Genomic DNA, 12,913 nt, shown 5'->3' with positions numbered 1-12,913 from the left:
GGTTATTCATCAGCAATGCTTGCCGGCGGCCAATTCTCGAGGCGCATGCCCAAAGAAAGACCACGTGAGGCGAGCACATCTTTAATCTCAGTAAGAGATTTTTTACCCAGGTTAGGCGTTTTAAGCAGCTCAACCTCAGTACGCTGTACCAGATCACCGATGTAGTGGATAGCTTCTGCCTTAAGGCAGTTAGCAGAGCGGACAGTCAATTCCAAATCATCAACTGGGCGCAGCAAGATCGGATCGAATTCTGGTTTCTCTTCTTTAACTTCTGGCTGACGTACATCACGTAAGTCAACAAAAGCTTCAAGTTGTTCAGCCAGGATGGTAGCTGCACGACGAATCGCCTCTTCAGGATCGATTGTGCCGTTAGTCTCCATTTCGATGACCAGCTTATCCAAATCAGTACGTTGTTCTACACGCGCTGCTTCAACATTGTAGGCGATACGGTCTACAGGGCTATAGCATGCGTCAACCAACAGACGGCCGATTGGGCGCTCATCTTCTTCCGAATGAATTCGGGCAGAAGCCGGCACATAACCACGTCCACGCTGAACTTTGATACGCATGCTAATAGATGCGTTCTCATCGGTCAGATGACAGATTACATGCTGAGGCTTGACGATTTCGACATCACCATCATGGGTGATGTCGGCTGCAGTCACAGGGCCAATGCCAGATTTATTCAGCGTTAAGATAACTTCATCTTTCCCCTGAACTCTTACCGCCAGCCCTTTCAGGTTGAGCAGGATTTCCAGGATATCTTCCTGTACGCCCTCTTTGGTGCTGTACTCATGCAGTACACCATCAATTTCAACCTCGGTCACCGCGCAACCCGGCATGGAAGAAAGCAGAATACGGCGCAGTGCGTTACCAAGAGTATGGCCAAAGCCACGCTCTAACGGCTCAAGGGTCACCTTGGCGTGCGTCGAACTCACTTGCTCGATATCTACCAGGCGCGGTTTTAGAAACTCTGTCACAGAACCCTGCATTGTGTCCTCTCTTTGGTACTAAGCTTTACTTGGAGTAAAGCTCGACGATCAGGTGTTCGTTAATGTCCGCAGACAGATCAGTACGCTCAGGAATACGCTTGAACACACCTTCCATCTTAGTCGCATCAACTTCCAGCCAGGTTGGCTTTTCACGCTGCTCAGCCAGCTCCAGAGCGGCCTTCACGCGAGATTGCTTTTTGGCTTTCTCACGGATGCTAACAACATCATTCGGAGATACCTGATAAGAAGCGATGTTAACAACGCGGCCATTTACCAAAATAGACTTGTGGCTTACCAACTGACGTGATTCTGCACGCGTTGCACCAAAGCCCATACGATAAACTACGTTGTCCAGACGGCCTTCCAGCAGAGCCAACAGGTTTTCACCGGTGTTGCCTTTCAGACGTGCTGCTTCTTTATAGTAGTTACGGAACTGACGCTCAAGAACACCGTAGATGCGACGAACTTTTTGCTTTTCACGTAACTGACCGCCGTAGTCAGACAGACGCGGTTTACGCGCACCATGCTGGCCAGGGGCTTGTTCAATTTTACACTTGGTGTCAATCGCGCGAACGCCAGACTTAAGGAATAAGTCAGTGCCCTCACGACGGCTCAGCTTGAGCTTAGGACCCAAATATCTTGCCATTTTCTTTCTCCAACTATCCTAAAAAACGAGGGCGTTATACGCGACGTTTTTTCGGCGGACGACAACCGTTATGAGGGATAGGAGTCACATCAGTAATATTAGTGATGCGGAAACCAGCGGCGTTCAGAGCACGAATAGTTGATTCGCGACCCGGACCCGGACCCTTAACCATAACTTCCAGGTTCTTAATACCGTAATCTTTTACCGCTTCTGCACAGCGCTCTGCAGCGACCTGAGCAGCAAACGGAGTAGATTTACGTGAACCGCGGAAACCGGAACCACCGGCGGTTGCCCAACCCAATGCGTTACCCTGACGATCAGTAATAGTAACGATGGTGTTGTTAAAAGAAGCATGGACATGAGCCACGCCATCTGAGACTTGTTTTCTTACACGCTTGCGTGCACGAACTGGTGCCTTTGCCATTATTTACTCACCCCGATTATTTCTTGATCGGTTTACGCGGACCCTTACGGGTACGTGCGTTGGTCTTAGTACGCTGACCGCGAACCGGCAGACCACGACGATGGCGCAAACCACGATAGCAACCAAGGTCCATAAGACGCTTGATGCTCAGGGTGATTTCACGGCGCAGATCACCTTCTACAACGAATTTAGCAACTGCATCACGCAGCTGATCAATTTGTTCTTCAGACAGCTCACTGATCTTAACATTTTCAGCAATACCCGTTGAAGCGCAGATGGCTTTTGAACGAGTCTTACCGATACCGAAGATCGAAGTTAATGCGATAACGGTATGTTTTTGATCAGGAATGTTAATGCCTGCTATACGGGCCACTATGCACTCCTATTATTAAATAAGCACGTTCCATGCTGAAAAGCCCGTTTTCAGGATACTCAAATGGCAACGTACTGACATACAAAAGATTGGCTGGCTAATCTAGCCAGCTCAACCCGACTTTGCAAGAAAAATATGTGACAATATCAGCCTTGGCGCTGTTTATGCTTTGGCTCGGCACTGCAGATCACACGAACGACACCGTCGCGACGAATGATTTTGCAGTTACGACATAATTTCTTGACGGAAGCACGAACTTTCATTTTTACTCTCCGTAACTTCTCAACCACCTGAATTAACGGCCATAGCCCTTCAGGTTAGCTTTCTTCAGTGCAGACTCGTACTGACTTGACATCATTAAAGTTTGCACTTGAGCCATAAAGTCCATGATGACGACCACTACGATGAGCAGTGACGTACCGCCAAAGTAGAAGGGGACCTTCATCGCATCACGCATGAACTCCGGGATAAGGCAGATAAAAGTAATATACATAGCGCCAATTAAGGTCAAACGTGTCATTACTTTATCGATGTACTTCGCCGTTTGCTCTCCCGGACGAATTCCCGGTACGAATGCACCAGACTTCTTCAGGTTATCTGCTGTTTCACGTGGGTTGAAAACCAACGCCGTGTAGAAGAAACAGAAGAAGATGATTGCAGTCGCATAGAGTAGCACATAAAGCGGCTGTCCTGGTTGCAAATACAGCGAAATAGTTGTCAGCCAGTTCCAACCGGTCCCGCCCCCAAACCACGATGCAATCGTTGCCGGGAACAGAATAATGCTGGAAGCAAAAATAGCTGGGATTACGCCCGCCATATTCACTTTCAACGGTAAATGTGTGCTCTGTGCAGCGTATACACGACGACCTTGTTGACGTTTTGCATAGTTCACCACAATGCGGCGTTGACCACGCTCAACGAAAATAACAAAGAAGGTCACTGCAAATACAAGAACTGCAACCAACAGCAACAGAAGGAAGTGCAGGTCACCTTGCCGCGCTTGCTCGATGGTATGGCCAATGGCCGGCGGTAAACCCGCAACAATACCTGCGAAGATAATGATCGAAATACCGTTACCGATACCCCGTTCAGTAATCTGTTCGCCTAGCCACATCAAGAACATCGTTCCTGAGACCAGACTCACAACAGCGGTAAAATAGAAGGCAAAGCCCGGATTCATCACCAGGCCCTGCATTCCAGGCATATTCGGCAAACCGGTAGCAATACCAATCGACTGAAATATGGCTAATACCAACGTACCGTAACGAGTGTACTGACTAATCTTACGACGGCCAGCCTCCCCTTCCTTCTTAATTTCCGCTAACGCTGGATGAACCACCGTCAATAACTGGATAATTATCGATGCCGAAATATACGGCATGATACCCAGTGCGAAAATAGAAGCACGGCTAAGAGCACCACCAGAGAACATGTTAAACATTTCAATGATGGTGCCACGCTGTTGTTCAAGCAGTTTGGCAAGTACAGTGGCATCAATACCGGGGATTGGAATAAAAGAGCCAATACGGAAGACAATCAGTGCACCGATAACAAACAAAAGTCTGCGTTTCAGTTCACCAAAGCCGCCTTTGGCGCTTTGAAAATCTAATCCCGGTTGTTTAGCCATCTGCTACTTATTCCTCAATTTTACCGCCAGCAGCTTCGATTGCAGCACGAGCACCTTTAGTGACACGTAAACCGCGAATCGTTACCGGTGTAGAAACTTCACCAGACAGAATTACTTTTACGAATTCAATCTGCACACCGACAATGTTGGCCGCTTTCAGCGTGTTCAGGTCTACGATACCGCCTTCAACTTTCGCCAGATCAGACAGACGAATCTCTGTGGTGATCATTGATTTGCGAGAGGTGAAGCCGAATTTCGGCAGACGACGGTACAGAGGCATCTGACCGCCTTCAAAACCGCGACGTACGCCACCGCCAGAACGTGAGTTCTGACCTTTGTGACCACGACCACCGGTTTTACCGAGGCCAGAACCAATACCACGACCTAAACGCTTAGGTGCGTGCTTAGACCCGTCGGCCGGAGACAGAGTATTTAAACGCATCTCTTACTCCTCCACTTTAACCATATAGGAAACCGCGTTAACCATACCGCGTACAGCAGGCGTATCTTCACGCTCAACGGTGTGGCCAATACGACGCAGACCCAGGCCAACCAGTGTGGCTTTATGCTTAGGCAAACGGCCAATTGCACTGCGGGTTTGAGTGATTTTAATAGTGTTAGCCATCGTGATTACCCCAGAATTTCTTCAACGGATTTACCACGCTTGGCAGCGACCATTTCCGGAGAATTCATATTGCCCAGGCCATCAATCGTTGCACGAACCACGTTAATCGGGTTGGTGGAACCATATGCTTTAGCCAGAACGTTATGTACTCCAGCGACTTCCAGGACGGCGCGCATTGCACCACCGGCGATGATACCGGTACCTTGAGAAGCCGGCTGCATGAACACGCGGGAACCCGTGTGAGCACCTTTAACAGGGTGCTGCAGAGTGCCGTTGGTCAGCGCGACGTTAATCATATTGCGACGGGCTTTCTCCATCGCTTTCTGGATCGCTGCTGGAACTTCACGCGCTTTACCGTAACCAAAACCAACGCGGCCGTTACCATCACCCACTACAGTCAGTGCGGTGAAGGAAAAATACGACCACCTTTTACAGTTTTAGAAACACGGTTTACCGCGATCAGTTTTTCCTGCAGTTCGCCAGCTTGTTTCTCGATGTGTGCCATCTTAGACCTCTACCTTAGAACTGAAGGCCAGCTTCACGAGCAGCATCTGCCAGTGCCTGGACGCGACCATGATATTGGAAACCGGAACGGTCGAAAGAAACACCAGTGATGCCTTTTTCGATTGCGCGTTCTGCAATAGCTTTACCTACAGCAGCTGCGGCTTCTTTATTACCGGTATACTTCAGTTGTTCAGTGATAGCTTTTTCTACAGTAGAAGCAGCGACCAGAACTTCGGAACCGTTCGGGGCGATTACCTGTGCGTAAATGTGACGCGGGGTACGATGTACCACCAGGCGAGTAGCACCCAGCTCTTTGAGCTTGCGACGTGCACGGGTCGCACGACGGATACGAGCAGATTTCTTATCCATAGTGTTACCTTACTTCTTCTTAGCCTCTTTGGTACGCACGACTTCGTCGGCGTAACGGACACCCTTGCCTTTATAAGGCTCAGGACGACGGTAGGCGCGCAAGTCAGCTGCAACCTGGCCGATCAACTGTTTATCTGCACCTTTCAGTACGATTTCAGTCTGAGTCGGACACTCTGCAGTGATACCCGCGGGCAGCTGGTGATCTACTGGATGAGAGAAACCCAGAGACAGGTTAACTACGTTGCCTTTAATGGCAGCACGATAACCTACACCAACCAGCTGCAGCTTCTTAGTGAAGCCTTCGGTAACACCGATAACCATTCCGTTAAGCAGCGCGCGAGAAGTACCCGCTTGCGCCCAGCCATCAACGAAACCTTCGCGTGGAGCGAAAGTAAGAGCGTTGTCAGCATGCTTAACTTCAACAGCATCATTGATAGTACGAGTCAGCTCGCCGTTTTTACCTTTAATCGAAATTACCTGACCGTTGAGTTTTACCTCTACGCCGGCAGGAACAACGACAGGTGCTTTAGCAACACGAGACATAGTATCCTCCGATTACGCTACGTAGCAGATAATTTCGCCACCAAGACCAGCTTGGCGCGCTGCACGATCAGTCATGACACCTTTAGATGTAGAAACTACAGCGATGCCCATACCAGCCATTACCTTTGGCAGCTCATCTTTTTCTTATAGATGCGCAGACCAGGACGGCTTACTCGCTGAATGCTTTCTACAACAGCTTTTCCCTGGAAATACTTAAGAGTAAGTTCCAGTTCCTGCTTGATGTCGCCTTCGATTTTAAAATCTTCAATATAGCCTTCTTCTTTCAGCACGTTGGCAATTGCCAATTTCAGCTTGGAAGAGGGCATGATGACCGCAACTTTGTTTGCGGCCTGACCGTTACGGATACGGGTCAGCATATCCGCGATCGGATCTTGCATGCTCATCTGTGTTACTCCCGTGATTCAATTGGTGACAATTACCAGCTAGCCTTTTTAAGACCCGGGATTTCACCGCGCATTGCGGCTTCACGGACCTTGATACGGCTCAACCCAAACTTCCGCAGGAAACCGTGCGGACGACCTGTTTGACGGCAGCGGTTACGCTGACGTGAAGGGCTGGAATCACGCGGCAGACTCTGCAGCTTCAGAACAGCATCCCAACGATCTTCGTCGGAAGCGTTCACATCAGAAATGATCGCTTTCAGTTCAGCGCGTTTTGCGAAGAATTTGTCTGCTAAATTCGCACGCTTAACTTCGCGTGCTTTCATAGATTGCTTAGCCATTAAGTAACCCTACCTTACTTACGGAACGGGAAGTCAAAGGCAGCCAGCAGAGCACGGCCTTCATCATCAGATTTCGCAGTAGTGGTAATGGTGATATCCAAACCACGAACGCGATCGACTTTGTCATAGTCGATTTCTGGGAAGATGATCTGCTCACGTACACCCATGCTGTAGTTGCCACGACCATCGAATGACTTAGCGGACAGGCCACGGAAGTCACGGATACGTGGAACAGCAATGGTGACCAGACGCTCAAAGAACTCCCACATGCGTTCGCCACGCAGAGTTACTTTACAGCCGATCGGATAGCCCTGACGGATTTTGAAGCCTGCAACTGATTTGCGTGCTTTGGTGACTAACGGCTTTTGGCCGGAGATTGCTGCCAAGTCAGCTGCTGCGTTATCCAGCAGTTTCTTGTCAGCGATCGCTTCACCTACACCCATGTTCAGGGTGATCTTCTCGACCCGAGGGACTTGCATGACAGAATTGTAGCCAAACTCTGTCATGAGTTTCTGGACTACTTCGTCTTTGTAGTAATCATGCAGTTTCGCCATCGTACTACTCCAAATTACTTGATAGTTTCGCTATTAGATTTAAAGAAACGGACTTTTTGCCGTCTTCGAATCTAAAGCCTACACGGTCTGCCTTGCCAGTTGCCGTATTGAACAGTGCAACGTTAGAAACCTGCACTGCAGCTTCCTTTTCAACGATGCCACCTGGTTGGTTCAGAGCCGGAACCGGCTTCTGATGTTTCTTCACCAGGTTGATACCTTCAATAATGACCTTGCCAGAAGACAGGACATTCTTAACTTTACCGCGCTTACCTTTATCTTTACCGGTTAACACGATAACTTCGTCGTTACGACGGATTTTAGCTGCCATTGTTCGCTCCTTAGAGTACTTCTGGTGCCAGAGAGATAATTTTCATGAACTTTTCAGTACGAAGTTCACGAGTTACCGGCCCAAAAATACGCGTACCGATAGGCTGCTCACTGTTATTGTTTAAAATAACGCATGCATTACCATCGAAGCGAATGACAGAACCGTCCGGGCGACGAACACCCTTCCTGGTGCGCACCACTACCGCCTTCAGGACATCACCTTTTTTCACCTTACCACGCGGAATTGCTTCCTTGATGGTAACTTTGATGATATCGCCGACGCCTGCGTAGCGACGGTGCGAGCCACCCAGAACCTTGATACACATTACGCGACGTGCACCGGAGTTGTCGGCGACGTTCAGCATAGTCTGTTCTTGGATCATTTTAGTGCTCCGCTAATGTCAACTACTACTTCGGGACCTAGACCTCAGGTCGTTAGAAAGCCCCATAATTGAGGGCGCGGCATTATAACACCGGTTCTCGCAGATGGGTAGAAAAATGAACGGCTCTTGCGAGCCGTTCATCAGATTTTTAAAGAGGGCGAATTCTATTACAGAATCGCTTTCTCTACAACGCGAACCAGCGTCCAAGACTTAGTCTTAGACAGTGGACGGCATTCGCGGATTTCAACCACGTCACCGATACCACATTCGTTGTTCTCGTCATGGATGTGCAGCTTGGTCGTACGCTTAATGAATTTACCGTAAATTGGGTGCTTCACGAAACGTTCGATAGCGACAACTGCAGATTTCTGCATTTTGTCACTGATCACACGACCTTGCAGAGTACGGATTTTATCGGTCATTACGAACCCGCCTTCTCAGTCAGTAAAGTCTTAACGCGTGCAACATCACGGCGAACTTGCTTCAGCAGATGGGTCTGCTGCAGCTGGCCAGATGCTGCCTGCATGCGCAGGTTAAATTGCTCACGCAGCAGATTAAGCAGCTCAGTGTTCAGCTCTTCAACGCTTTTTTCACGCAGCTCAGTTGCTTTCATTACATCACCGTCTTAGTTACAAAGGTGGTTTTGATAGGCAGTTTTGCTGCTGCCAGCTTGAATGCTTCACGGGCCAGCTCTTCTGGTACGCCGTCCATTTCATACAGGACTTTACCAGGCTGGATCAGGGCAACCCAATACTCAACGTTACCCTTACCTTTACCCATACGCACTTCCAGCGGCTTCTCGGTGATCGGTTTGTCCGGGAATACACGGATCCAGATCTTACCTTGACGCTTAACTGCACGGGTCATAGCACGACGTGCTGCTTCGATCTGACGAGCAGTCAGACGACCACGGCCAACAGCTTTCAGACCGAAAGTACCGAAGCTGACATCCGTACCGGCAGCCAGACCGCGGTTACGGCCTTTGTGCACTTTACGGAATTTCGTACGCTTTGGTTGTAACATCAGCGACTCTCCTTACTTACGGCCTTTACGCTGCTGCTTTTTAGGTTGAGCAGCCGGTTCCGGTTGTTCAACAGCAGCCATACCACCCAGGATCTCACCTTTGAAGATCCATACCTTAACGCCGATTACACCATAAGTGGTGTGCGCTTCTGAGGTGTTGTAGTCGATGTCAGCACGCAGAGTGTGCAACGGCACGCGACCTTCACGGTACCATTCGGTACGTGCGATCTCGGCGCCGCCCAGACGGCCGCTAACTTCAACTTTAATACCTTTCGCGCCCAGACGCATGGCGTTCTGAACAGCACGCTTCATCGCACGACGGAACATCACACGACGCTCCAGCTGTGAAGTGATGCTGTCAGCTACCAGTTTCGCGTCCAGTTCCGGTTTACGGACTTCGGCGATGTTGATCTGTGCAGGAACGCCAGCGAGTTTCGCGACGACCGTGCGCAGTTTTTCAACGTCTTCACCTTTCTTACCGATAACGATGCCCGGACGAGCAGTGTGAATAGTCACACGGATGCTCTTCGCTGGACGCTCGATAACGATACGAGATACAGACGCTTTAGCCAGTTCTTTAGTCAGGAACTGACGTACTTTAAAATCGCTGTCCAGGTTGTCAGCGAATTCTTTGGTGTTCGCAAACCAAGTAGAGTTCCATGGTTTTACAATACCCAGGCGAATACCATTAGGATGTACTTTCTGACCCATTGCTAGTCTCCAGAGTCTCAGCGATCGGACACAACCACAGTGATGTGGCTGGTGCGCTTCAGGATGCGATCTGCACGACCTTTGGCACGCGGCATAATGCGTTTCATGGTCGGACCTTCATCAACGAAAATTTTCGTGATTTTCAGATCGTCGATATCAGCGCCATCGTTGTGTTCAGCGTTAGCAATGGCAGATTCCAAGACTTTTTGACCAATACAGCAGCTTTCTTATTGGTGTAGGTCAAAATATCCAGAGCCTGCGACACTTTCTTACCGCGAATCAGGTCAGCCACCAGGCGTACCTTCTGAGCAGAAGAACGAGCATGGCGATGTTGAGCAATAGTTTCCATCTCTTCCTCCTACTTATTTCTTCTTGGCTTTTTTATCAGCCGCGTGACCGCGATAAGTACGTGTCGGCGCGAATTCACCCAATTTGTGACCAACCATTTCGTCGGAAACAAAGACAGGAACGTGCTGACGACCATTATGGACAGCGATGGTCAAACCGATCATGTTAGGAAAGATCGTTGAACGACGGGACCAAGTGCGCAAAGGCTTCTTGTCACCGCTTTCCACCGCTTTCTCTACCTTCTTCAGCAAGTGCAGGTCAATAAAAGGACCTTTCTTGAGAGAACGTGGCATGGCTTATCCTCTAATATTATTTGCTACGGCGACGTACGATAAATTTATCGGTACGCTTGTTGCTACGGGTCTTCTTACCTTTGGTCTGAACGCCCCACGGAGTTACCGGGTGCTTACCAAAGTTACGACCTTCACCACCACCGTGCGGGTGATCAACTGGGTTCATCGCGGTACCACGAACGGTCGGACGAATACCACGCCAACGGGTTGCACCGGCTTTACCCAGAACGCGCAGCATATGCTCAGCGTTACCGACTTCGCCCAGAGTTGCGCGGCAGTCAGATTCGACTTTACGCATTTCACCTGAACGCAGACGCAGGGTCACGTAGGAACCTTCACGCGCAACGATCTGCACGTAAGCACCAGCAGAGCGAGCAATCTGACCGCCTTTGCCTGGTTTCATTTCTACGTTATGAACGGTAGAACCTACTGGGATGTTACGCATCGGCAGGGTATTACCTGCTTTGATCGCAGCATCAACGCCAGATTGAATCTGGTCGCCAGCTTTCAGGCCTTTAGGGGCCAGGATATAACGGCGCTCGCCGTCTTTGTACAGAACCAGTGCGATGTTCGCAGAGCGGTTCGGATCGTACTCAAGACGTTCAACAACTGCCGGGATACCATCTTTGTTGCGTTTGAAGTCAACCAGACGGTATGCCTGCTTATGACCACCACCGATGTGACGGGTAGTGATACGACCGTTGTTGTTGCGGCCACCGGATTTGCTGTTTTTTTCCAGCAACGGGGCAAACGGCTTGCCCTTGTGCAGCTCTGGGTTCACCACTTTAACAACGTGACGACGACCCGGAGATGTCGGTTTACATTTAACAACTGCCATTGTCTTTCTCCTCCGACTTACTCAGCGCCGCCGACGAAGTCCAGATTCTGGCCTTCCTTCAGGGTGACGTAAGCTTTTTTCCAGTCGCTACGACGACCGATACGCTGTCCGTGACGCTTAACTTTACCTTTAACAACTAAGGTGTTTACGTCTTTAACTTCTACTTCGAACAGTTTCTCAACAGCAGCAAAAATCTCTGCTTTAGTCGCGTCTTTAGCTACTTTGAGTACGATGGTATTGGTTTTTTCCATCGCGCTAGATGCTTTTTCAGATACATGCGGCGCGCGCAGTACTTTCAGCAGACGTTCTTCACGGATCATGCCAGCATCTCCTCAACTTGCTTAACTGCATCAGCAGTCATAACGACTTTGTCGAAGGCGATCAGGCTAACTGGATCGATACCTGCTGCATCACGCACGTCAACCTTGTACAGGTTACGCGCAGCCAGGAACAGATTCTCATCCAGTTCACCGGTGATGATCAACACGTCTTCCAGCGCCATGTCTTTCAGTTTCTGTACCAGCAGCTTGGTTTTCGGTGCTTCTACAGCAAATGATTCGACAACGATCAGACGATCTTGACGTACCAGTTCGGACAGGATGCTTTTCAGCGCGCCGCGGTACATCTTTTTATTAACTTTTTGACTGTGATCCTGCGGCTTCGCAGCGAAAGTCACACCACCTGAACGCCAGATTGGGCTCTTAACAGAACCTGCACGAGCACGGCCGGTGCCTTTCTGACGCCAAGGCTTTTTGCCTGAACCGGTTACTTCTGCGCGAGTTTTCTGCGCGCGAGTACCTGGCGGGCGCCTGATGCGTAAGCAACAACAACCTGGTGAACCAGCGCTTCGTTAAAATCACGACCGAAGGTAGTTTCGGAAACAGTCAGCGCGCTCTGCGCGTCTTTCAATACTAATTCCATTGCTATCCCCTTACGCCTTCACAGCTGGTTTAACAATCAGGTCGCTACCGGTCGCACCGGGAACTGCACCTTTAACCAGCAGCAGGTTGCGCTCAGCGTCAACACGTACTACATCCAGGCTCTGAACGGTTACGCGCTCGTTACCCAGCTGACCTGCCATCTTCTTGCCTTTGAACACTTTGCCCGGAGTCTGGTTCTGACCGATTGAACCCGGAACGCGGTGTGACAAGGAGTTACCGTGAGTAGCGTCCTGGGTACGGAAGTTCCAGCGCTTAACGGTACCAGCGAAACCTTTACCTTTAGAGGTGCCAGTTACGTCAACTTTTTTAACTTCAGCGAAAATCTCAACGCTGATGCTCTGACCTACAGAAAACTCTTCACCTTCAGCGGTGCGGAATTCCCACAGGCCACGGCCAGCTTCTACGCCAGCTTTAGCAAAATGACCAGCTTCAGGTTTGTTCACACGGTTTGCTTTTTAGCACCGGTGGTAACCTGAATTGCCTGGTAACCATCGTTCTGCAGGGCTTTAACCTGAGTAACGCGGTTCGCTTCAACTTCGATTACGGTGACGGGGATAGATACGCCATCTTCAGTGAAGATGCGGGTCATGCCCACTTTTTTACCGACTAAACCAATCATTGTTTCAACCTCTCAATCGCTCGATGACCTG

20 protein-coding genes and 6 pseudogenes are annotated in these 12,913 nt (G+C 49.7%); all 26 read right to left on the bottom strand.

Translation table 11 applies throughout. The features are described from left to right. Positions 1–2: 2 nt before the first annotated feature. The 26 genes and pseudogenes from KQP84_RS04930 to rplC all read right to left on the bottom strand — a co-directional run bounded on the left by KQP84_RS04930 (position 3) and on the right by rplC (position 12,882). The gene (locus KQP84_RS04930) at positions 3–992 is read right to left on the bottom strand and encodes a DNA-directed RNA polymerase subunit alpha (RefSeq protein WP_007891688.1); all 990 of its coding nucleotides are present in this window, start codon (positions 990–992) and stop codon (positions 3–5) included. A 25-nt stretch (positions 993–1,017) separates the two neighbouring features. Further along, positions 1,018–1,638 (bottom strand): 30S ribosomal protein S4, encoded by a 621-nt coding sequence (gene rpsD, locus KQP84_RS04925; RefSeq protein ID WP_215845429.1) that lies wholly within the window; start codon positions 1,636–1,638, stop codon positions 1,018–1,020. 34 nt (positions 1,639–1,672) lie between these two features. Next, entirely contained in the window at positions 1,673–2,062 is a 390-nt protein-coding gene (gene rpsK / locus KQP84_RS04920) for a 30S ribosomal protein S11 (protein ID WP_004160563.1), read from the bottom strand. A 16-nt stretch (positions 2,063–2,078) separates the two neighbouring features. Further along, on the bottom strand, positions 2,079–2,435 hold the full coding sequence (rpsM, locus tag KQP84_RS04915; protein ID WP_003850176.1) for a 30S ribosomal protein S13: 357 nt from the start codon (positions 2,433–2,435) through the stop codon (positions 2,079–2,081). Positions 2,436–2,581: 146 nt separating this feature from the next. Then, entirely contained in the window at positions 2,582–2,698 is a 117-nt protein-coding gene (gene rpmJ, locus KQP84_RS04910) for a 50S ribosomal protein L36 (RefSeq protein WP_004160566.1), read from the bottom strand. 32 nt (positions 2,699–2,730) lie between these two features. After that, a complete protein-coding gene (gene secY, locus KQP84_RS04905; protein WP_215845428.1) occupies positions 2,731–4,062 on the bottom strand; it encodes a preprotein translocase subunit SecY in 1,332 nt (443 codons plus the stop codon). Positions 4,063–4,069: 7 nt separating this feature from the next. After that, entirely contained in the window at positions 4,070–4,504 is a 435-nt protein-coding gene (gene rplO / locus KQP84_RS04900; RefSeq protein ID WP_215845427.1) for a 50S ribosomal protein L15, read from the bottom strand. 3 nt (positions 4,505–4,507) lie between these two features. After that, positions 4,508–4,687 (bottom strand): 50S ribosomal protein L30, encoded by a 180-nt coding sequence (gene rpmD / locus KQP84_RS04895; protein ID WP_193405648.1) that lies wholly within the window; start codon positions 4,685–4,687, stop codon positions 4,508–4,510. Between the two features lie 5 nt (positions 4,688–4,692). Further along, positions 4,693–5,192 (bottom strand): annotated as a pseudogene (gene rpsE / locus KQP84_RS04890) (30S ribosomal protein S5). A 14-nt stretch (positions 5,193–5,206) separates the two neighbouring features. Beyond that, complete coding sequence (gene rplR, locus KQP84_RS04885) at positions 5,207–5,560, bottom strand: 50S ribosomal protein L18 (RefSeq protein ID WP_003850163.1); 354 nt, start codon at positions 5,558–5,560, stop codon at positions 5,207–5,209. Between the two features lie 9 nt (positions 5,561–5,569). Beyond that, the gene (rplF, locus tag KQP84_RS04880) at positions 5,570–6,103 is read right to left on the bottom strand and encodes a 50S ribosomal protein L6 (RefSeq protein ID WP_215845426.1); all 534 of its coding nucleotides are present in this window, start codon (positions 6,101–6,103) and stop codon (positions 5,570–5,572) included. 12 nt (positions 6,104–6,115) lie between these two features. Then, positions 6,116–6,507 (bottom strand): annotated as a pseudogene (gene rpsH / locus KQP84_RS04875) (30S ribosomal protein S8). A 32-nt stretch (positions 6,508–6,539) separates the two neighbouring features. Then, positions 6,540–6,845 carry a 30S ribosomal protein S14 gene (rpsN, locus tag KQP84_RS04870; RefSeq protein ID WP_215845425.1) on the bottom strand — a complete coding sequence of 102 codons (306 nt, stop codon included), beginning with the start codon at positions 6,843–6,845 and terminating at the stop codon, positions 6,540–6,542. 14 nt (positions 6,846–6,859) lie between these two features. After that, positions 6,860–7,399 carry a 50S ribosomal protein L5 gene (gene rplE, locus KQP84_RS04865; protein ID WP_003850155.1) on the bottom strand — a complete coding sequence of 180 codons (540 nt, stop codon included), beginning with the start codon at positions 7,397–7,399 and terminating at the stop codon, positions 6,860–6,862. A 14-nt stretch (positions 7,400–7,413) separates the two neighbouring features. Then, a pseudogene (gene rplX / locus KQP84_RS04860) lies at positions 7,414–7,727 on the bottom strand (50S ribosomal protein L24). A 10-nt stretch (positions 7,728–7,737) separates the two neighbouring features. After that, complete coding sequence (gene rplN / locus KQP84_RS04855) at positions 7,738–8,109, bottom strand: 50S ribosomal protein L14 (RefSeq protein ID WP_006120590.1); 372 nt, start codon at positions 8,107–8,109, stop codon at positions 7,738–7,740. A 167-nt stretch (positions 8,110–8,276) separates the two neighbouring features. Beyond that, the gene (rpsQ, locus tag KQP84_RS04850) at positions 8,277–8,531 is read right to left on the bottom strand and encodes a 30S ribosomal protein S17 (protein WP_067427355.1); all 255 of its coding nucleotides are present in this window, start codon (positions 8,529–8,531) and stop codon (positions 8,277–8,279) included. Next, the gene (gene rpmC / locus KQP84_RS04845) at positions 8,531–8,722 is read right to left on the bottom strand and encodes a 50S ribosomal protein L29 (protein WP_003850146.1); all 192 of its coding nucleotides are present in this window, start codon (positions 8,720–8,722) and stop codon (positions 8,531–8,533) included. The genes rpsQ and rpmC overlap by 1 nt, the downstream gene beginning before the upstream one ends. Then, the gene (rplP, locus tag KQP84_RS04840) at positions 8,722–9,132 is read right to left on the bottom strand and encodes a 50S ribosomal protein L16 (protein ID WP_008927134.1); all 411 of its coding nucleotides are present in this window, start codon (positions 9,130–9,132) and stop codon (positions 8,722–8,724) included. The genes rpmC and rplP overlap by 1 nt, the downstream gene beginning before the upstream one ends. A gap of 12 nt (positions 9,133–9,144) precedes the next feature. Beyond that, positions 9,145–9,843 (bottom strand): 30S ribosomal protein S3, encoded by a 699-nt coding sequence (rpsC, locus tag KQP84_RS04835; protein ID WP_215845423.1) that lies wholly within the window; start codon positions 9,841–9,843, stop codon positions 9,145–9,147. A 17-nt stretch (positions 9,844–9,860) separates the two neighbouring features. Further along, a pseudogene (gene rplV, locus KQP84_RS04830) lies at positions 9,861–10,192 on the bottom strand (50S ribosomal protein L22). Positions 10,193–10,205: 13 nt separating this feature from the next. Beyond that, positions 10,206–10,484, bottom strand: a complete 279-nt coding sequence (gene rpsS, locus KQP84_RS04825) for a 30S ribosomal protein S19 (RefSeq protein WP_001138115.1) — start codon at positions 10,482–10,484, stop codon at positions 10,206–10,208. A 16-nt stretch (positions 10,485–10,500) separates the two neighbouring features. Next, on the bottom strand, positions 10,501–11,322 hold the full coding sequence (gene rplB / locus KQP84_RS04820) for a 50S ribosomal protein L2 (protein ID WP_215845422.1): 822 nt from the start codon (positions 11,320–11,322) through the stop codon (positions 10,501–10,503). A 17-nt stretch (positions 11,323–11,339) separates the two neighbouring features. Next, positions 11,340–11,642: a 50S ribosomal protein L23 gene (gene rplW / locus KQP84_RS04815; RefSeq protein ID WP_215845421.1), complete on the bottom strand. Its 303-nt coding sequence runs from the start codon at positions 11,640–11,642 to the stop codon at positions 11,340–11,342. After that, positions 11,639–12,243: pseudogene (gene rplD / locus KQP84_RS04810) on the bottom strand (50S ribosomal protein L4). Before rplD ends, rplW begins: the two are co-directional and overlap by 4 nt. A 10-nt stretch (positions 12,244–12,253) precedes the next feature. Then, positions 12,254–12,882: pseudogene (rplC, locus tag KQP84_RS04805) on the bottom strand (50S ribosomal protein L3). Between the last annotated feature and the right edge of the window lie 31 nt (positions 12,883–12,913).

This window comes from Candidatus Pantoea bituminis (assembly GCF_018842675.1).
Classification (GTDB): Bacteria; Pseudomonadota; Gammaproteobacteria; order Enterobacterales; family Enterobacteriaceae; genus Pantoea; species Pantoea phytostimulans.
This window is presented reverse-complemented; position numbering and strand designations above follow the sequence as displayed.

Excerpts from the sequence above, each read along its gene's own strand:
- rplF (WP_215845426.1), bottom strand. The coding sequence starts at position 6,103 with ATGTCTCGTGTTGCTAAAGCACCTGTCGTTGTTCCTGCCGGCGTAGAG.
- rpmC (WP_003850146.1), bottom strand. The coding sequence starts at position 8,722 with ATGAAAGCAACTGAGCTGCGTGAAAAAAGCGTTGAAGAGCTGAACACT.
- secY (WP_215845428.1), bottom strand. The coding sequence starts at position 4,062 with ATGGCTAAACAACCGGGATTAGATTTTCAAAGCGCCAAAGGCGGCTTT.
- rplR (WP_003850163.1), bottom strand. The coding sequence starts at position 5,560 with ATGGATAAGAAATCTGCTCGTATCCGTCGTGCGACCCGTGCACGTCGC.
- rplW (WP_215845421.1), bottom strand. The coding sequence starts at position 11,642 with ATGATCCGTGAAGAACGTCTGCTGAAAGTACTGCGCGCGCCGCATGTA.
- rplP (WP_008927134.1), bottom strand. The coding sequence starts at position 9,132 with ATGTTACAACCAAAGCGTACGAAATTCCGTAAAGTGCACAAAGGCCGT.
- rpmJ (WP_004160566.1), bottom strand. The coding sequence starts at position 2,698 with ATGAAAGTTCGTGCTTCCGTCAAGAAATTATGTCGTAACTGCAAAATC.
- rplE (WP_003850155.1), bottom strand. The coding sequence starts at position 7,399 with ATGGCGAAACTGCATGATTACTACAAAGACGAAGTAGTCCAGAAACTC.
- rpsC (WP_215845423.1), bottom strand. The coding sequence starts at position 9,843 with ATGGGTCAGAAAGTACATCCTAATGGTATTCGCCTGGGTATTGTAAAA.
- rpsD (WP_215845429.1), bottom strand. The coding sequence starts at position 1,638 with ATGGCAAGATATTTGGGTCCTAAGCTCAAGCTGAGCCGTCGTGAGGGC.
- rpsK (WP_004160563.1), bottom strand. The coding sequence starts at position 2,062 with ATGGCAAAGGCACCAGTTCGTGCACGCAAGCGTGTAAGAAAACAAGTC.
- rplB (WP_215845422.1), bottom strand. The coding sequence starts at position 11,322 with ATGGCAGTTGTTAAATGTAAACCGACATCTCCGGGTCGTCGTCACGTT.
- rpmD (WP_193405648.1), bottom strand. The coding sequence starts at position 4,687 with ATGGCTAACACTATTAAAATCACTCAAACCCGCAGTGCAATTGGCCGT.
- rpsQ (WP_067427355.1), bottom strand. The coding sequence starts at position 8,531 with ATGACCGATAAAATCCGTACTCTGCAAGGTCGTGTGATCAGTGACAAA.
- rpsS (WP_001138115.1), bottom strand. The coding sequence starts at position 10,484 with ATGCCACGTTCTCTCAAGAAAGGTCCTTTTATTGACCTGCACTTGCTG.
- rplN (WP_006120590.1), bottom strand. The coding sequence starts at position 8,109 with ATGATCCAAGAACAGACTATGCTGAACGTCGCCGACAACTCCGGTGCA.
- rplO (WP_215845427.1), bottom strand. The coding sequence starts at position 4,504 with ATGCGTTTAAATACTCTGTCTCCGGCCGACGGGTCTAAGCACGCACCT.
- KQP84_RS04930 (WP_007891688.1), bottom strand. The coding sequence starts at position 992 with ATGCAGGGTTCTGTGACAGAGTTTCTAAAACCGCGCCTGGTAGATATC.
- rpsN (WP_215845425.1), bottom strand. The coding sequence starts at position 6,845 with ATGGCTAAGCAATCTATGAAAGCACGCGAAGTTAAGCGTGCGAATTTA.